This window comes from Micromonospora coriariae (assembly GCF_900091455.1).
Taxonomy (GTDB): Bacteria; Actinomycetota; Actinomycetes; order Mycobacteriales; family Micromonosporaceae; genus Micromonospora; species Micromonospora coriariae.
Genome location: NZ_LT607412.1, coordinates 149,623 through 167,560 on the forward strand (window position 1 = coordinate 149,623; position 17,938 = coordinate 167,560).

12 protein-coding genes are annotated in these 17,938 nt (G+C 68.4%); 7 read left to right on the forward strand and 5 right to left on the reverse strand.

Features of this window, described 5'->3' with window-relative positions; all coding sequences use genetic code 11:
- Positions 1-489 precede the first annotated feature (489 nt).
- The 4 genes from GA0070607_RS00715 to GA0070607_RS00725 all read right to left on the reverse strand — a co-directional run bounded on the left by GA0070607_RS00715 (position 490) and on the right by GA0070607_RS00725 (position 10,636).
- Positions 490-861: a hypothetical protein gene (locus GA0070607_RS00715; protein ID WP_157743045.1), complete on the reverse strand. Its 372-nt coding sequence runs from the start codon at positions 859-861 to the stop codon at positions 490-492.
- A gap of 384 nt (positions 862-1,245) precedes the next feature.
- Positions 1,246-7,434 carry a S8 family serine peptidase gene (locus GA0070607_RS00720; protein ID WP_089016429.1) on the reverse strand — a complete coding sequence of 2,063 codons (6,189 nt, stop codon included), beginning with the start codon at positions 7,432-7,434 and terminating at the stop codon, positions 1,246-1,248.
- 14 nt (positions 7,435-7,448) lie between these two features.
- On the reverse strand, positions 7,449-7,601 hold the full coding sequence (locus GA0070607_RS32185; protein ID WP_157743046.1) for a hypothetical protein: 153 nt from the start codon (positions 7,599-7,601) through the stop codon (positions 7,449-7,451).
- Positions 7,602-7,681: 80 nt separating this feature from the next.
- Positions 7,682-10,636, reverse strand: a complete 2,955-nt coding sequence (locus tag GA0070607_RS00725) for an ATP-binding protein (protein WP_089016430.1) — start codon at positions 10,634-10,636, stop codon at positions 7,682-7,684.
- Positions 10,637-10,980: 344 nt separating this feature from the next.
- Between GA0070607_RS00725 and GA0070607_RS00730 the strand changes: the two genes are divergently transcribed.
- The 6 genes from GA0070607_RS00730 to GA0070607_RS34045 all read left to right on the forward strand — a co-directional run bounded on the left by GA0070607_RS00730 (position 10,981) and on the right by GA0070607_RS34045 (position 14,069).
- The gene (locus tag GA0070607_RS00730; RefSeq protein WP_089016431.1) at positions 10,981-11,679 is read left to right on the forward strand and encodes a haloacid dehalogenase-like hydrolase; all 699 of its coding nucleotides are present in this window, start codon (positions 10,981-10,983) and stop codon (positions 11,677-11,679) included.
- Between the two features lie 384 nt (positions 11,680-12,063).
- A complete protein-coding gene (locus GA0070607_RS00735; RefSeq protein ID WP_231930711.1) occupies positions 12,064-12,519 on the forward strand; it encodes a MaoC family dehydratase in 456 nt (151 codons plus the stop codon).
- A gap of 106 nt (positions 12,520-12,625) precedes the next feature.
- Entirely contained in the window at positions 12,626-13,108 is a 483-nt protein-coding gene (locus tag GA0070607_RS00740; RefSeq protein ID WP_231930714.1) for a hypothetical protein, read from the forward strand.
- Positions 13,109-13,399: 291 nt separating this feature from the next.
- The gene (locus GA0070607_RS32910) at positions 13,400-13,678 is read left to right on the forward strand and encodes a hypothetical protein (protein ID WP_197701334.1); all 279 of its coding nucleotides are present in this window, start codon (positions 13,400-13,402) and stop codon (positions 13,676-13,678) included.
- Positions 13,678-13,923, forward strand: coding sequence for an HAD family hydrolase (locus GA0070607_RS32915; RefSeq protein WP_331716463.1), 246 nt, complete (start codon positions 13,678-13,680; stop codon positions 13,921-13,923). Before GA0070607_RS32910 ends, GA0070607_RS32915 begins: the two co-directional genes overlap by 1 nt.
- Positions 13,866-14,069 carry an HAD hydrolase-like protein gene (locus GA0070607_RS34045; RefSeq protein WP_197701216.1) on the forward strand — a complete coding sequence of 68 codons (204 nt, stop codon included), beginning with the start codon at positions 13,866-13,868 and terminating at the stop codon, positions 14,067-14,069. Before GA0070607_RS32915 ends, GA0070607_RS34045 begins: the two co-directional genes overlap by 58 nt.
- A 330-nt stretch (positions 14,070-14,399) precedes the next feature.
- On the opposite strand, the gene GA0070607_RS00750 is transcribed toward GA0070607_RS34045, so the two are convergent.
- Positions 14,400-17,333 carry a M20/M25/M40 family metallo-hydrolase gene (locus GA0070607_RS00750; RefSeq protein ID WP_157743047.1) on the reverse strand — a complete coding sequence of 978 codons (2,934 nt, stop codon included), beginning with the start codon at positions 17,331-17,333 and terminating at the stop codon, positions 14,400-14,402.
- 443 nt (positions 17,334-17,776) lie between these two features.
- Here GA0070607_RS00750 and GA0070607_RS32190 point away from each other — a divergent pair, with 443 nt between their 5' ends.
- The gene (locus tag GA0070607_RS32190) at positions 17,777-17,920 is read left to right on the forward strand and encodes a hypothetical protein (RefSeq protein WP_157743048.1); all 144 of its coding nucleotides are present in this window, start codon (positions 17,777-17,779) and stop codon (positions 17,918-17,920) included.
- Positions 17,921-17,938 lie beyond the last annotated feature (18 nt).

Below are 17,938 nucleotides of genomic sequence, written 5' to 3' on the forward strand. Positions count from 1 at the left end.
GTGACAGCGATCCGTGACGCATCTGGAGCCCGACAGACGCTCGCTCTGTCCGGACTCGGGACCTGCGTGACACATCGGTATCAGGACCTGCGTGAGATCTGCAGGGGGCTGGCGAGCAAGAGCGGCCTGAACGCCACTGCAAACACGGGTGCCCGGAAGGCAGGCGCGCAGACACAATCACTCGGTGTTGTACTTCCCTGCCGTACGGCGAGCAGGCCGAGGCGGAGCTTCGACCCTCCTCGGGGGGGATGCGGTCTCAAGTTGTCGACTGCTGTCAGTTGGTGGCGGCCCACGTCGGCGAGCAGGTGCCGGGCGTCGTCGGTTCCGGTTCGGAGTCGACCCGCGTCGACGCTCGAGCTGCCTTCTCGCTGCCTCGTCGCCCGACGCCTCGCTTACAAGCTCTGCACCTCGCATCCGTACGTGTCCGGAGGCAACTGCACGTTCAGAGCTTCGTCCCTGCCACCGGCGGCCTCGACCTGTTCCTGGCAGTCATCTGGCCATCCGGATCGGCGCGGCCACCAGCACGGCGCAATCGATGATGGCCAGCAGGACCCGCAGCTTGCGTAGGCCGCGCCACCACGGCACCAGCCAGAGCAACAGCCACACCGCGGCGGAAAGGACCGCGTGCTCACCCAACATGCCGAGGGTGACTTCCTCGCAGCGATTGTCGCCCAAGGCCGACTCGCAGAGCGCCGGTGTCCGGTCGAAGGCGCCCCCGACCAGCACGACCATCCCCACAGCGCCAGCCATCACCGGAGCGACAACGAGCGTGATCAGCGGCGTCAGCAGCCACCCGGCAAGATCACGATGCCGATCCAACCGGCCGGTGTGAGCCAACTCAGGGACACTGGCGTCCGGCATGACGAGCACGATACCTACCGATGCACGCTCATGGTTTACCCGCCGGCTGACGCGCCTGCTAGCTGTGCTCTTCCGCAGCGTCACGGCGGTCGCCGGGAGATGCGATTCGCCTCGCTTACAACTTCTGGGCGCTACGCCCGGGCGGGTCCGCGCATGTCTTTGACTCGGGCGTGCACTGGCTGGCGACGGTGGCGAAGGGCTCTGGCGTGGCGGGCAACGCGCTTCGTTGTCTGGCGGGTCGCCACCGGCGACGAAGTCGGGTTCGTTGTCACCAACTGCGCGAGTACGGTCCGAAGCCGCACACTCGGTGGTCGTGGTCAGAGCCTCCCCGGCGATCCTTTTCCGAGGAGGCTCTGACCACTGCTGGCGGATAGGTTGGCTATCTCAGAGGCGCGGGTCCTGCTGGACCTTCAGGGCGTTGAGGATCGGGTCGCCCTCGCCCTTCTCGCGGCGAAGCTCGATCTTCAGATCGCCACCGGCGTGCTCAACGGTGACCATGTTCATGTCCGCGGTCAGCGCACCCACCTTCGCCTGCACGTCGTGGTCGTAGAGCACGACCTTGCCGTCGGCCAGAACATCGAAGGCACGCTTGCCGGCCTTGATCTTCTCGATCTCCGCGAAGTCGAGGGCGATCCGGTACTTCCCGGCGGGGGCGTTCTTGAACACGTAGCTGAACGTCTCGCCGGTCCGCTGGGTGCGGAACAGCGCGTCGTCCTCGGTGCCGGCGATGTCGGCCTTGGTGGCATGCGCCTTGCCGCCGACGTAGCCCCACGGTCGCGAACCGAGTTGTTGGTCGGGCGACCAGATGAAACCGTCGGCACCGACGTACCCGGATCCGCCCACGTCGACGCCCTTCCAGTAGGCCGAGGTTGCCAGGCGGACCGGCTTGAGCTGGGCCTCGCTCTTGGCGGCGTTCGACGCCACGAGTACGTCCGCGACGAGCACGCCGGGCTCGACGTCGGCGTTGTCGGCCGTCGCCGTGACCGTGGTGGCCTCGCCGGCCGCGAGCGTGACCGTGCCGGTTGCGGCCGCGCCCGTGAGGGTCAGCCACGGAAGGTCGGCGGCCTCGTGCCCGCCGTCGCTGGTGCGTTTCTGCTCGCTGAGCCGCACCTCGAGCGGGGCGGAGCCGGTGTTGGTGACGGTCACGTCGGCCGTCGCCTTCTGGTCCTTGTCGAGGAGCCAGTCGAAGGCACCTCCGGTGACGGTGGCGACGCCCGTGGTCAGCGCCGTGTCGACCACCTCGGCCTGATCCTTCTTGGCGATGGTCACGGGGTGACTGGCGGTGACGTAGTTCGGCGCCGACACCTCCACGGTGTTCTCGCCGACCAGCGCCTGGGCCTTCCACCGGCCCTTGGCGTCGGCGGTGATGACCCGCTCACCGTTCGGCCCCTTGAGCGTGACGATCGCGCCCTCGATCGGCTTGCCGTCGTTCTTGTCGGTGACCGTGCCCTCGATCGTGCCCGCGGCCGGGAGGGTGTACTCCAGCCCCAGGCCGGCCTTCAGGACGGGTTGGTTGAAGGAGTGCTGGCTCGCGGGGTTGCGCGTCAGGCTCTCCACGCCGACCGTCGCCGACGACCCTCGGGTGAGGGGGTTGTCGCCGCCGACGCCGTCGCCGTACCCGATCTGGATCCGTCCGTCGGCGATCAGGGTGACCGAGAAGCTCACGCGAGCCGTCTGGTCGCTGTAGAAGGTGGCGTTGCGCCACTCGATGACCTCAGCGGCCAGGCCGTCCACCTCGGTGGTGCCGAAGTAGATGCCCGCCTGGTCGTCGACGACCAGGTCGTCCCAGAGCGGATAGATCGCGTCGAACGCGTACGGCGACGGCAGCTCCGTGTTGCCCCCCACGGCACTGGCCTGATCGAAGATCAGCTGGCCGTTCGTCGTCACGCACACGCCGTCCCAGGCCGTGTCGTAGAACGGGAACAGGAAGCTGGTGTCGAACCACAGCACGCCGCAGACGTCATCGCCGTGCCACCCGGACTCCTGCGCGCCCTGGCGGTAGAGCCCGTCGGTCACCTTCATCGTGTACGAACGACCGGCGGGGGCCACCGGCACGGGGCCCGGCTCCGGTTGCTCGGGCTGGGGCTCCGGCTCCGCCGTTTCTGCGCGCGGGTCGAGCGTCACCCGCAGCGCGGCGATGGTCGGGGCCTTCAGGCCCTTCGAGCCGCGCAGCTCCACTGTCAGCGGACCGCCCTCGTGCTTCACGACGGCGGTGCGCCAGTCGGCGGCGTTCGGCCCCACGGCCGCGGCCGCGTCGTACGCGTAGTCGGTCAGCGTGCCGTCCACGAGGACGTCGAACACCCGCTTGCCCTTGGCCACCTTCTCGATCTCGGCGAACCCGAGATCGATCGCGTAGGTGCCCTTGGGTGCGTCAGGGAAGCGGTAGAACAGCTGCTTGTCCGCCGTGGTGCGCTGCGACTGGAACAGGGCGTCGTCCGTCGTCCGTTCGATCCCGGACTCCGTGGAGGCGACCTTCGTCTTCCCCTCGTAGCCCCACTTTCCGTTGCCGGAGGCCTGGTCGGCGGACCAGGTGAAGCCGGAGCCGTCGGTGACCTTTGAGCCGCCGGCGTTGACGCCGACCTGGTACTTCGTGGTCGTGAGCGTCACCGGGACGTAGGTCTTGGACTGGCGTCCGGTGTCGGACCGCACCACGATGTTCGCGCCGAGGACTCCGGGCTTGGCGTCCTTCGAGGAGAGCGAGACCTTGACGGTCGTCGACTGACCCGGGGCGAGGGTGCCGCCGGTCGAGGAGAGCGACAGCCACGGCAGGTCGGTGAGCAGGTCGTCCTCGACGTCGACCAGCACGATGTCGTCGGCGACCTGGTCGGCCGCCCACAGCGCGCCGGTCGAGTCGGTTTCGAGGCCGCCGCCCTGGGTCGCCTTCTGGCCCGGGAACCACCACGCGTTGACCAGCGAGCAGTCGACGGGGTCGATCTGCAGCAGGCGGGTGGGCCGGTTCGAGGTGAGGTCGGTGTACCAGATGGTGTTGGACGCCTGGTTGTAGGCCAGGCCCATCACCTCGGGCAGCGGTGGCGCGCAGAACGACAGCAGTGCGCCCGCGTTGTCGTGCGAGGTCCCGGCGACGGTGCCGATCATGCCGTTCGCCCGGCCGCCGACGTAGAACACGTCCTCGGTCGGGTTGTAGGCCAGTCCGGTCAGCTGCAGCGTGGACCAGTCACCCTTGATCTGCCGGGTCTCCTTCCCGGTCTTGCGGTCGAAGCAGTGGATGTAGCTGGCCGGGCTGTCCTCCATCTGGCACATGTCCCCGGTCTTGGTGTCGAGCGCCATGTCGAACGCCCGGTACGCGGGGTTCCACGCCGCGTCGAAGACCTTCCCGGTCGGCTTGCCCGTCACCGTGTAGGCGGTGTTGGTCCGCGCGATGTAGTCGTGGACCCAGACGTCGCCGTCGTACCCGATGCCGGTGGGCTCCTTCTCCGCGATCGTGCCCGGGATGGGGATCCGGGTGATGACGTCCCCGCCGGAGGTCGGGCCGACCTTGGCGGCCGCCTGTACTTCCGCCTTGGTCGCGGTCGCGGCCTTGCCGTCGGCGTTCGACGGCTTCATGCCGCTGGCACCGGCCTTCCATGCGGCGAGGTCGATCGTGCTGGCCGCGCCCTTTCCGGTGCGCGTTGTGGCGCCGGCGGCGTCGAGCTCGGGGTGGCGCGCGGCCTCGCCCAGGTTGTACGTCAGCGGCGCCGAACCGGTGTTGGTCAGCGTGAGCGTGCCGACGCCCTTCTGGTCGGTGCCCAGCACTGCGTCGAGGCCGTCGGCCTTCAGGCCGGCGATACCCGTGGTCAGCCGTGCGTCGATCTTGGCGTTCGCGTAGAGCTTGTCGAGGGAGAAGGGGTGCGCCGCGGTCGTGTAGTTCGGCGCCTCGACGGTCATGGTGTAGTCGGCGACCGGGAGCTGGCGATGCACGATGCCCGTCCCGTTGGTCGTGACGCTCTCGACGAGGCCGTCCTTGTCGGTGAACGACACCTTGGCCCCGGACACCGGCAGCCCGTCGTTCTTGTCGACGACGGTCGCGTCGAGGTAACCCCAGTCGGGAAGGTCGTAGGTGACGATCATCCCGTCATGCAGCACCGGGGCGCCGTCGGAGAACCGGATGCCGTCGATGCCGGCCCAGCCCTGGATGCCGGTGATGGTCTTGGCGCCGGCGGTCACCGGGTCGTCGGTGCCGATGCCGTCGCCGTACCCGAAGATGATCTTGCCCGAGCGGGTGAGCGCGGCCGAGAAGTTGACCGGCTCCGTGTACTCCGACCGGATCGGGTAGGCCCAGATCTTGGCGTTGCGGAACTCGACGACGAACGCGTCCTCGCCGTCGACCTTGGTGGCCGCGGTGAAGACGCCGCCGCCGGGGGCGAACTCGACGGGGGTCTGGACGTAGAACGGGAAGACGCCCGCACCGCCGCTGCCCGGTCCGGTGCCCTCGTCCGGGGTGATCACGCCACGAAGGCTGATGCCGAGGGTGTCGTGGCTGCCGTTGTAGAGCGCGATCGGGAACGGCAGCTTCACCGTTGCCCACACGCCGCTGGGGAACGCGACCGGGTCGGTGCCGCGCAGGTACTCGCCGTCGGAGACGGCGCAGCTGTAGCCGCCCTTGTCGACGACGAGCCCGACCGGGATCTCGCGCGACTCGTTCTGCGCGCCGACGGTCAGCGGGACCGTCGTGGGCGAGAAGCAGGCGTTGGGCTTGATGTTCAGCGTGTACCCGCCCTCGGGGACAGCGCTGATCGTGAACGCGCCGTTGGCATCCGTGCGTACCGGCTTCAGCGGCGTGTCCTTGACGGATACGTCGGCGTTCGGGACGGGCCGCTTCTTGTCGTCGACGACCCGGCCGCTGATGTCGTGCTTCGCGGCGGCCGTGAGCGGCAGCTTGACGGAGGTGTCCTGGCCGAGGGAGATCGTGACGTTGGCGGTCGCGGTCAGGTAGCCGAAGACCTTGGTGCTGAGCTGGTAGTCGCCGACCGGGAGGTTCGTGGTGAACCGGCCGTCCTTGTCGGTTCCGATCGACCGGCTGAACGGCCCGCTGATCGTCACCTCGGCGGCGGGGACCGCAGCGCCGTCGGCCGTGACGACACCGGTGAGGGTGCCGCCCTGCCGGGGCGCGAGCTCGAGCAGGCGGACGAGGTCGAGCCGGCCCTCGCCGTACTTGTTGTTGATCTCGGCGGTGCCGCCGCACTCGGTGTCGTCGACGTCGACGGCCGACTCGCCGAGCAGGCGTCGAGTCTGGTCGACCTGCCCGATGAGGGTCGGGTCGTAGCTCCACAGCGCCGCGACGGCGCCCGCGACGTGGGGTGCCGCCATCGAGGTGCCGGACATCTCGGTGTAGCTGTTGTTCGGGTAGGACGACAGGACGCCGACTCCCGGAGCGGAGATCTCGGGCTTGATCCGGCCGCCCTCACCCTCGCCCTTGCGGGAGAACGACGCGAGCGTGCCGTCCGACGCGTAGGCGCCCACGGAGTAGGCGCTCTCGGCGGAGCCCGGCGAGGAGACGGTGTCGCAGGCCGCGTACGGGCTGGTGTTGCCCGAGGACCAGACGCTGAAGATGCCCGCGGCGCTCCAGGCCTCGTCGATGGCCTGGAAGAAGTCGTCGAAGGCGTGCTCGACGGTCTGGCCCCACGAGTTGTTGATGACGTGCGGGCGCTTGGAGGGATCCGGGTTGTTGCCCTGCACGTCGGTCGGGGCGAGTAGCCACCAGCCCGACCGGAGCAGTGATTCGACGCCGGTGCTGTCGCAGCAGCCGTTCGTCGCGATCCACTGCGCGTCCGGGGCGACGCCGACGTGGTTGGTGCCGTCGTCGCCGACCATGGTGCCCATGGTGTGCGTGCCGTGTCCGTTGTCGTCGCACGGTGCTCCCGTGCACGTGCCCCGGGTGGCCATCCAGTTGTAGTTGTGGTCGACGGTGCCGTCGGGCTTCGTGCCGCGGTACTGGTGCATCAGAGCGGGGTGGTCGAACTGGACGCCCGAGTCGAGGTTGGACACGGTGATGCCCGCGCCGGTGGCGCCCATGGCCCACGCCTCGGGGGCGTGGATGGCGTCCAGACCCCACGTGGTGGCGCCCTCCTCGGCGGCGGCCTTGGGGGCGGCGGGGCGGGCAGCCTGGTCGGCGGGGACCTTCTCGTCGACGGGATCGACCAGCGCGACCTGCGGTGTCGCGTGGATCTCGGCGACCTGCACCTTCGAGGCCACGGTGAGGGCGAGCTTCTCGGTGCCCCCCTTGACGAGCACAGTGTTGGCGATCGGGTAGGAGGTGTACTTGACGCCTGCCCGGTCCAGTTCGGTGGAGACCGATGCCAGGGAGTTCTTCGCCGCTGCGATCAGCGCGTCGTGGACGAACTGACCACGAGCGGTCCAGTCGGTGATCTTCTTCGCCGGGCCGAGGTCGGCCTTGGTGTCGAACGTGATCCAGAAGTCGGAAGCCGGCTCCGTGCGGAAGCGGTCCTTCAGGTTCGACGCGATCTTCTTGTCGGCAGCGCCGGGATCCGGCTCAGCGGCGGACGCCGGCGGTGGCTGGATCATGCTCAGGCCGACCGCTACGGCCAGCGAAGCCGCGAGGGCTTTGAGTCTCATAAGGGTCCTTTGACCTACAGGGGTTGATAGGGGTCGTGGTTCTTGTGGCCGTCGGCACCGTCGGCGCCGTCGGCGTCGCGCGCGCTGCCGGGTGGCTCGCGGGGCAGCTCGGGTGGTGGCGGGTGCTCGATGGCGGCGTCGTCACGCGCGACAGGTCGCTCAGGCATGCATCGCCCTAGGGCTATGGATCATGCAGTCATGCTCGGGGGGACGAGTGTCCGTCGCTATCCAGCGGATACGTCAATATTCACGACGGGTCGTCGAGGGAGTCCTCTTCTGCGAACACTCCGGCCTCTACCGCCTTGACCGCGAGCGCGGTCCGGGAGGTCACCTTCAACTTGCGCATCGCCGCACGCAGCTGCTGATCCACCGTGGCCGGCGACTTGGCCAGGATCCGGCTGATCTCCCGGTTCGTCTTGCCGGCGACAACCAGCTGGACCACGTCGAGCTCTCGCGGTGAGAGCTGGTCGCCGTACCCTCGTCGGCCGCCGCGCCACAGTCGCGGAACCTCGGCGCCGTGTTCGCGAAGCCGCTGTGCGACACGGTCCGCGTCGCCGCGGGCTCCGAGCCTGAACAACTGCTCGTACTGTGCGGCCAGCAGCTCTCGGCCTTGTTCGATCTGGCCTTGCGCGATGAGCGCCTCGGCTTGACGCTCGCGGGCGAGCATGGCGTCGTAGGGGCGCGGCAACGCGCTCCAGGCGCCCGCCGCCCGACCGTATGCCGTCGCCGCGCGGGCGTGGTCTCCGGCCGCGGCCGCCAGCAGGGCACGGCACACGGTGAGGGCGGCGCGCGGCGCAGGCGCCGTACGGCCACGCAGCCCTCTGGCGAACTGGTCGCCCAGGCGTGTCGCGGTCTTGAGGTCGCCCGCGGCGAGGTGCGCCTCGATCCGGGCGGGGACGAGGTCCGTCGCCCAGACCCAGATGCCTTTTCTCCGGACGGTGTCCATCGGCTCGTTCGTGATCTGCAGCGCCCGGCTGCTGTTTCCGTCCGTCAGCCACAGTCTGGCCAGCGCGGCGGCGGCCTCCATCGTGTCGTCGGCCGCGCCGAGACGGGCAGACTCCTCAAGGACCAGCCGGAACTGCTCCTCCGCGGCGCGCCGCCGTCCGGCCGCGGCTGCCAGCCGGGCCGCGAGGCGAATGCTGCCGAGGTAGTGCGCCGGCCGGTCCCGGTCGGCATCGGCCAGTGCCGCGCTTCGCTCCGCGAGACCCTCCCACCGGCCGGTGAGCCACGCCAGGTTGGCCTGCTCGAGTCGGACGTTGTGGTACAACCGGGACGCCTGCTCGGCCTCGGCAAGGCGCATGGCCACGGCGAGGTGTTTGTCCGCGTCGGCGTACCGACCCCAGATCAGTGCGCCGGTCCCGACATTTGCGTGGATGCGGGCCACGTCGAGACGCTCCGCCGAGGTCGCGCCGTCGATGGGCAGGCCGGCGACGACGTCCCAGGCCTCCTCTTCGCCGAGCATCAGCAACGCCGCGGCTCGGTTGCCGGCCAGGTTCAGCCGCTCCGCCGGAGAATCGAACTCGGCGGTGAGCTCCGCGGCGCGGTCCAGCCAACGCCGATGGGTCGACGCCGGCCACGGCCCCGCATAGGCCCATCCCAGATAGGTCATTGCCCGGGCCGCCTCGACCGGGTCATGGTCGAGGTTGGCCACCGCCTGCTCGAGCTCGGCGAGTGCGGCCTGCGCCTCACCCCCGGTGATCAGGAGCCGACCCAGGGGGTTGCGGATCTCGGCCTGCTGGCGGGCGGAGAGACCGGGGGTCTCCAGCACCGAGCGCAAGGTACGGATCACGCGGTGGTGGACCTCGTCGACCGGTTCACGGCGGCCCAGTGCGGCAACTCCGGCGATGCGCGCGACCCGTGCCCGATCCGTCGGCGCCAACACAGCCTCCGACAACAGATCGACCAGCAGGTCGACCGCCTTGGTGTGATCACCCGAGGCCATGGCCAACTCGGCACCCTGCTCGGCGTACCGCGCCCAGGACTGCGTCTCGCCCGCCTCACGGAAATGGTGGGCAAGGCGTGCGACAGGCGGCGGATGGACGTCCTCCAAGGCCCGGCCGGCCAGCAGGTGGAAGTGTCTGCGGTCGGTCAACGGGATCGCTTCGTAGACAGCCGTGGCGGCCAGCACATGCCGGAACCGCCACTGGCCGCGGTCGTCTGCGTCCAGGACGCCGGCGTTGGCCGCCTCCGCGATGGCGCCTCGACACGCAGCGGGTGACAGACCGGCGGTCACCGCGATCGTGGCCACCGATGACCGCTCAGCCAACGTGGCTGCGGCTCGCAACACCTGCTGCGCCGTCGGCGACAGACGGCCCACCCGCTCCCGGGTGGAGTCGCGCACCGTTGGCGGCACCTGTAGCTCGCGCAGCTTCAGCCGGACCCACTGCCCGTCGCGGAAGACGAGGTCGGCACGGTCGCACATGAGGCGAACCGACTCCTCCAGCGCCAGAGGAATGCCACCGGTGCGCTCGTGCATGAACGTCGTGAACTCCTGCGATATCGGGTTGCCGTCCAGCATCGAGGACACCAGCGCTGCCGTGTCGTCGGGTCGCATCGGCGCCAGGGCGATCCTCAGCTGGGTCACGCCGGCGGGCAACCGGGACGTCAGCCGCAGCAACAGCGATCCGACGTCCACCTCCTCCGGCCGATAGGAGATCACGAGGCTCGGCCCGTCCGACTGCTGTCGGGAGGCGACGAACAGCAGGAACTCCAAGGTCACCTCGTCGGCCCAGTGAGCGTCCTCGAGCACGAGAACGTCGACACGCAGAGCCCGCAGCAGCTCGTCCAGGGCGCGGAACAGGCGATGCCGTGCCGCCTTCGCATCGTCCAAGGGCGGCAGTGCAGGCGGCAGGTCCGAGGACCACTCAGGGAACAGGGGCCGTAACGCACCCGCAAGCTCGGTGAGCCGCAATCGCGACACCGGGCGGTCGATCCCACCGAACGCGTCGACGACCGGCCCCAACGTCAGCGACTCGCGAAGCGGTGGGCACACCGAGACCAAGGCGGTGCGCTGGTCCGGCGCGGCCAGCCACTCTCGCAGCAGCCGGCTCTTCCCGATCCCCGCCTCGCCCTCCACCAGAACGATCGCCGGTGGCCGGGCCAAGGCGACCCGGAGCGCCGCCATCTCCCGATCACGACCCACGAAATGCGGCGTAGAGACCGTCGGTGAGGTCCCGTCGTCCTCGGGCGAGGGGTCGAGCATGCGTGATGATCTCGCTTTTCGATGCTCGGGCGCAACTACCCGCCCTGTGGGATCCTCACTGTCGTCGGGTCTCCGGCGAGTTCGCGATACGGCGGATCGCCGCGATCTGGTGGAGCCATTAGCTCAACCGGATGATCTTGACGACGCCGCCGGTCTTCGCAGCCTGGCCGAGAACTACGTGGGCGTGCCCCTCGACTGATCTCGTGCCGCCGGGTCAACGACGGCCGGACGCAGGTCTGGCGTAGGTCTCTCGATGACCGCAGGGCGAGGACCTCGGACGGGGCCCCGCTCCCCGTACACTCGGCTCATGCCGAACCGCCTGCGGCACCGGATCCGGTAGACCGATGAGGGCGCCTCCCGCCGACACCGTCATCTTCGATCTCGACGGCGTACTGCTGCGTGGGGACGCATTCGGGCTTTTCATGCGACGCGTTGCCTTCGCGGGTGCTCGACTGCCGCTCGCCGTCGTCCTGCTCATTCTCCTCGCACCCATCGTCGCCATTCCCGCTTGTCGTCCGCGAGCGGCGCGGTGGATGAGCCGGATCGGCTTGTTGGGCCGAAGCGCGGAACAGTTGCGGGCGGAACTCGGGCGTTTCGGCGCGGACCTCGGTGAAGAGCCAGAGCGGATCATCGCGCCCGGCCTGCGGGTGGTCCGTGCCCACCTCGCCGTGGGCGACCGGGTCGTCGTGGTCACCGCGTGCGAGCACACCTTGGCGCGCGCGGTGCTCGACGCGATCGGCCTCGCCGAGGTCGAGCTCGTGGCCTCGCACATCCACGGGCCGAAGCTGATTGTGCACAACTACGGGGCGACCAAGATGGTGCAGCTCGCCGCCCAGGGGGTGACGCCACCCTGGCGGGTGGCCTACAGCGACTCGCTGTCGGATCTGCCCATCCTTGGCGCCGCGGAGCAGGCAGTTCTGGTCAACGCGAACGCGCGTCAGGTCGCCAGGGCGCGGCGGCTACTCGGTGCCCGGCTGACCACTGTCACCTGGACGGGTGGCCACCTCTCCCGAGAGGAGAAGGCATCGGGACCGGTCAGTTGACGACGGTGTTCCCCGCCGACGTCGCGATACCCGATGCAGGCGGGCCCGAGGAGCCTCTCCGGGCAGGTCGGCGGCCACACCCAGCATTCAAGCTCCTTCTTGGCGGCCTGCGCGTACATGTGCACGTAGTCCTCGCCGGACAGGGCCTGGAGTCGTCGCGTGATCTCATCGGGCGGGGCGCACGAGGCGACGCCGGACGGGAGGCCCCGAAACGGGGCCGGGCCGGTCGCGTACCGACGGCCACCCTGGGCTTCCCCATCTAGCACATGATCGTTCGACGCACGCGACAACCATCGGCCAGATCGCTCAGCTTGACGGCTCCCCCGTCTGCCGGTAAAGCCGGTGGGTTTGCGGTGTGGCCCACCTCGACGGATGGTGGACAAAGTGAGCCGATTCGACAACATTGACGCCCTCCTCGAGCGCGCCGGCCAGCCGCTCGGCACAACCGGATGGCACCTCGTCGACCAGGCCCGGATCAACGCGTTCGCCGACGCCACCGGCGACCACCAGTGGATACACGTCGATGAGGAGCGGGCGGCGGCGGAGAGTCCGTTCCAGACGACAATTGCCCATGGCATGCTCACGCTCTCCCTCTGCGCCACCTTTCTGTCCGAACTGGTCAAGGTCGACGACGTCCGCCTGGTCATCAACGCGGGGCTGAACAAGGTGCGCCTGCGCGCTCCGGTTCCGGTCGGCTCACGGGTGCGCGGCGTCGCGACCCTCCTGGAGACCCGCCGGATGGCTGCCGGAGCCCGGGTAGTCGTGCAGATGCGAGTGGAGATCGAAGGCGAGCTCAAACCGGCCTCTGTCGCCGATTGGGTCCTGGTGTTCCATGAGTGATCACCGCGCCACTGCGCCCTGCGTCTCACGCGAGGTACGCGGATCGGCCGCCGTACTCGGTGATGGACCGGCCAGACACCGGCAACCTGGACGTACGATCCGGCGCATGGACGTGCCACGGGTTCGCCTACTTGCCTGCCTTGTCCTGCCGCTCCTGGCGGCCTGCGGCGTCGAGCCGTCCGGCCCGGTGGCGGCCGCACCGGTGACGTACAGCTGCTGTGAGGCCCTCGACGTCGACAGGCTGTACCAGCCTGGTCAGACCATGGCTGTGCACTGGACCGTCGAATCCTCGGACGACTCGGGCGCAACCCCGCCCCGCGTCGAGTTGACCGCACGCCTGACCGGTCCATTCGCCACCGCGGGTGACCTCAAGGCCGCGACAGAACGCACCCAACCCGTTCCGGGGCTGGTCACCTTCGCCGCCGCACCGGTGCGACCATCCGGCACTCCCGGTGAGCGACCCGTCAGCACGATAATGATCGGCCTTGAGGCGAAGCCGGGGTATTACAACCTGGTCACCTCCATGGTCGGCGACGGTAACGCCGCGAGCGGCGGGGGAAGCGTCGTCCGGGTAGTGCCCAAGTCCTGAGCGTCGGGGCACGCGTCCCCTTGGGCGTCAGCGCGAATGGCTATACGACCTGCTGGCGTTGACCCTCTGATCCCTTGATGGGCGTGCGTCGCCGAGCGCTGACGGCACTGCATTGGGAAGCGGAGGGGGCACAGTGCTTACAGGATGCTGAGAGCACCGCCTTCGGTCTTCACATCACCGTCGCGGTCGCCTGGCAACGTGCGACGGCAGGAGATTGGACCGCGTACACCGCAGACGTCAGCCGCAGCAGCGGCCCGTCAAGCTGACAAAGATGCTCGATCTACTACGCCGATGCCGCTAATGCTGGTGCATCTCGACAACACTTTGATCGACCGAGATGCGGCCTTCCGGGCCGCCGTCGCCGCGTTTCTGGCCGAACACGGCTTAGCCGACACCGACCTCGCCTGGATCATGCGCCTGGACGCCAGCGGTTACACCGCTCGCGACGCGGTTGCATCAGCTATGGCGGACCGATTTGAAGACCTCGTGCCCCAGACACGATTCGCACCCTGCTCGACAACGGGGCAGCCGACCGCGTGGTGCTGGAGAGCGCGTGCGAGGAAGCGCTGATGTCGGCGCGGGCACATGGATGGACCTGCATGATCGTCACCAATGGCCGCACATCGCAGCAGGAAGCCAAGATCCGCAACACCGGCCTTGACCGGCTGGTACACGGATGGGTCGTCTCCGAGACGATCGGCCACAGGAAGCCCGCCCCGGAGATCTTCCATGCGGCCGCCGAGATCGCCAGGTCCCTTTGCCGGATGCGTGGGCCATCGGCGACTCGCCCCGAGCCGACATCGCGGGAGCAGTAACTTTGGGGCTTCGAAGCATGTGGGTTTCGAACAATCGGACGTGGAGCCAAGCCGCCTACGAACCCACCGACGTCGCCGGCGACGTCGCCTCCGCCATCCATCGGGTCCTCCGACCGGCGCCACCGACCGGAGACGCTGGGATCTGATGTCGCGAAACTGCCGAGGCGATACAACGCACCCGAGCCGGAGGCGGCTGTTCCTTCCCGGCGAGCGGGCGGATCAGCGCACCAGCGCTTATGCGGGCAGGCATTCGGACAGTTCCAGCGGTGATGGCAGCGCCGGCATGACTCACTCCGGACGATCAAAAAGGCGTAGGAACCTCGATGATCATCTGATCCGGTCCTGCCGGCCCTGCCACCACCAGCACTGGCGCGCCTACACCAACCACATCAGGCTGGGCACCGTTACGACTTTGCCGGGGCCCTGCACCGCGCATGCCCTCTCGTGCGCGGTGCAGGACCTCCGGTTCACAGGCGTCACACGATGGAGATCGACCGCACCTGGGTGTTGCCCTTGGTTTCGACGTATACCTTGTGATCGCCGACGGTGTAGGTGCCAGCAGCGTTGTTGTCGATGGTGAACGTGGCCGTCACAGGAGACTCGCTGCCATCGATGTGAGTCTGCTTCACCGTGATGGTCAACTCGTTCTTGTTGCCCTGCAACTTCTTCACCACCGCCGATGGCTTCGCATCGATGACCGCGTTGGCGACTGTCACGTAGACCGCGTTGGGTGAAGAGAACTCCGCGTTCTTCTGCCCATCACCGAAGGTGAAGAAGCCCCGTTGTTCGATGGCCCCGCGCCCGGGGAACGGATCGGGGTTTGAAGCCAGGTACGTCGGGTTCACCGTGTACAGGTCCGTCTTGGAATCCGCGAGGATGCCGTGCACCCCGGTGTACGGGGCATCGGTGATCGCGAGGTTGACCGACAGGTAGATAGCGTTGGGGTTGTTGGCCGAGATGCGCGAGGAGAAGTACTTGTCCGCACTCTGCCCCGCAGGAACGGCCAGCGGCACAACCTCGTCGCCGACGAGAATGTTGAACTGGAAGTCGCCGTAGCCGCCGGCGACGAACTTCGCCCAAGCCGCGTCCGACATGTGGTCGGGGCGCTCCACCTTGAACTCCAGACGCATCGGCGCCACGTACGTGTTGTTCAGGTACTCGGTGTCGGTCAGGGGCAGGTAGACCCCTCCTGGGGCGTGCCCCAGTGCGAAAGCCGACGCCGACGGGGCCGAGTTGCCGCGCCCGTTCCACATCGGGATGTTGAACGAGGTGGCGCCGAGCAGGGCCTGGCTGCCCAACTGGCTCGTGCCGACAGCGGCCGACGCATCCTTGTAGGTTCCGATCGTGACGTCGAGCAGGTCGAGGTCCGCCCGGTCGGCGTTCAGCCCCGGGATGCTTGCCGACATGAACTTGGCACCGGCGGGCCCGGAGTACCGGGCCATCTCCAGCATGCCATCGGCCATCATTTTGGTCATCTGCACTGCCGAGTCGACCTTCATCCGCTCGTTGGCCGTGTGCCACCAGCGCTCGTTGCCCGGGATGACGGCGCCGAAGGCGGTCATCTTGTTGCGGAAGCTGCTGGCCAGGGTGCCACCGGTCGTGCCCTGCGGATAGACCACGTCCCTGAGGGAGTACGGATCCGCAAACTCTTCCGGATTGCGGTTGATCGAGGCTTGGTAGCTCCCGAACTGAAGAGCCGTCAGCGGGTTGTCGTGAGTGACGTACAACCCGGCGCCGACGGGCGAGCCGAGGTTGCCGATGGTGAACCCCTTCGCCTGGAAGGCGTCAGTGACCGCCGCCGTTGCCTGGCCGGAGTCAGCCGCGGTGACGTGCATGCTGCGCACATACATCGGCATGCTGAGGCTGCCGGAGGCGTCCGTGTAAAAGCTCGTCGGGGTCTCTGAATTGATGCCGCCCATGAGGGCGAAGGTCAGGTTCGGAGTGCCGTTGCTCGGGTTGCGCAACAGGCTCGCCGGGATGCCCATGTACTTGCCGATATAGGCTTCGCCTTCGACACCGTCGCGGAAGAACAGGTCGGCGATGCCGTCGGCGGCCTTCTTCAACTGCATGTCGGCGGCCGTGGCTCCCAACGCGCCGAGTCCCTTGGAGAGGAGGAACATTCCCCACACGATGGCGTTCTTGCCGTACTGCGGGGTCGGCATCTCCATCGCCACATCGGTGTTGATCTCCAGCGTGAGCGAGTCACCGGTGATCGTGGCCTGCACCTTCGGCGTGGTGCGGGGAGCAGCCGGAAGCCAACCCTTCGTGGTCGCGGCAGCGGTGATCGCCGACACGAACCGGTCGCGCTCGGCGGAGCCGGCGCCCGCCACGTCGAGGGTGAAGATGGCCCGCGAGGCGATCTGCGTGGTGCTGCCGTACGCGATGTCCTTGAGCGTCGGGTCGCCTTCGCGCCGGGTGACACCGGCTGTGGCATCCGTCAGCCGGAAGGCCTTGGTGCTGTCTGCGGACAAGCTCATCGACACCGACGGGGTCACCGATCCGGAGTTGCCGACAATGACCGGGAACCGCGAGTCGGAGGTGTAGCCCGCGATCGGGATCTCCTCGCGGTTGAGGTTCTTGTAGGCCCAGTTGTCGTAGAAGCTCGGGTTCGAGTTGTACGGGATGGACTGGAAGGTGGCGGTGTTCGTCGTCGAGGGGGTGCCGGGACCGCCGTCTTCGTAGATCCCCATGACGATGCGGATGCGTCGGTCGAGGGGCAACCCCGCCTCGAGCAGCGCCTTGGCCGCGAGCAGCGTCGCCAGCGTCGGGCCGCTGTCGTCCTGCAGGCCCGCCCCGTAGACCCAGCCGTCCTGGACATAGGGCGAGTGGTACGCACCAGGAGTGCCGAGGTTGCCATCGGCGTCCCGCCAGCGCGCCAGCTGGGCTGGCGAAACCGAAGCCGTCGGCGAGTCGAGGTGGCTCAACGCCATGACCATCTCCGGGGCGTCCGGGTCACCGATCTCGGCGTAGACGTACTTGTCGGGCTGGCGTTGCACGACCACCGGGAAACCCAGGTCGGTGGCCAGCTTGACCACCCAGGCGAGCTTGGCGACCTTGCGGTCGTACTCGTTCTGGTTGGCTTCGGTGTTGCTGACCGGGAAGGGGTACGCCGTCGCGGCCGTGCCGCCTCGCGAGATGGAGTCGTAACTCGACCCGTCCAGCATCGCCCCGATCAGACTGAGCGGGTCGTAGGTGCCGTCCCCCGCCCGCGCGCTGTTGACGCGCCCAGCCAACGCCTCGACTTCCGCGTGGATCGCGTCGCGCTCGGCGTCGGTCACCGACAGGTCGTAGGTGGCGCTCGGCTGGAAGCGCTCCTCGCCGACGCTGTTCGCGGACGCGTCCGCCGCTGCACCCATGGACAGGAGCAATGACATGCCAAGCGTCATCGCAAGAGGTTTCTTCCGCAGCACCGTGATCTCCCCCGAATGGTCAGACCTACAAAACATCGGATGAATTTCGTTGTACGCGAGACACTTTCAGGCGTTTCGCAGCCTGTCAACGAACCTTTCCGGGTAACGGCTCGTAGCGCTGCGTGACCAGGTGGTGCGGCGCAACTGTGTCCAAAGTGGAGGGCGATGAGCACGACGGACACGAACATCGATGCTTTTCGAGGGGGTTACCTGCGTGGCCCCCTCGATGTTTTCGGGGCTCACCTCATTCATCCATGAGCCTCAAGATCGAGGAGAGTCTGTTTCTTTTATGGCCCTACGAGTCGGGGGCCTCTCGACGCCTGCGCAAAGCAGGCAGCCACCGCGCGCCCCATTGCGCGGCCCGGTAGTCCACGTTGCGGGCCGACCGTCGCCAGACACATCCGCAGCCACCGATCGGCGTACCGCTGACCTCCGATATGGAGGTGCGAGCCAGCCGGGACCGTCCCCACCGGGCGCGGGTCGGGGCGGTCGTGGCCATCGCGCTCGTCGCCGGGCTCCTCGCCTCGGTGCTACCGGCGCGGGCCGCGGCCCGCACCTCACCCGTGGCGGCGCTCGGGGTCGAATGACGACCACCCGCCGCCGTG

Bases quoted from the DNA above. Each gene is read 5' to 3' on its own strand.
- GA0070607_RS00715 (WP_157743045.1), bottom strand. From the start codon at position 861: ATGCCGGACGCCAGTGTCCCTGAGTTGGCTCACACCGGCCGGTTGGAT.
- GA0070607_RS00720 (WP_089016429.1), bottom strand. From the start codon at position 7,434: ATGAGACTCAAAGCCCTCGCGGCTTCGCTGGCCGTAGCGGTCGGCCTG.
- GA0070607_RS32185 (WP_157743046.1), bottom strand. From the start codon at position 7,601: ATGCCTGAGCGACCTGTCGCGCGTGACGACGCCGCCATCGAGCACCCG.
- GA0070607_RS00725 (WP_089016430.1), bottom strand. From the start codon at position 10,636: ATGCTCGACCCCTCGCCCGAGGACGACGGGACCTCACCGACGGTCTCT.
- GA0070607_RS00730 (WP_089016431.1), top strand. From the start codon at position 10,981: ATGAGGGCGCCTCCCGCCGACACCGTCATCTTCGATCTCGACGGCGTA.
- GA0070607_RS00740 (WP_231930714.1), top strand. From the start codon at position 12,626: ATGGACGTGCCACGGGTTCGCCTACTTGCCTGCCTTGTCCTGCCGCTC.
- GA0070607_RS32910 (WP_197701334.1), top strand. From the start codon at position 13,400: ATGCCGCTAATGCTGGTGCATCTCGACAACACTTTGATCGACCGAGAT.
- GA0070607_RS32915 (WP_331716463.1), top strand. From the start codon at position 13,678: ATGTCGGCGCGGGCACATGGATGGACCTGCATGATCGTCACCAATGGC.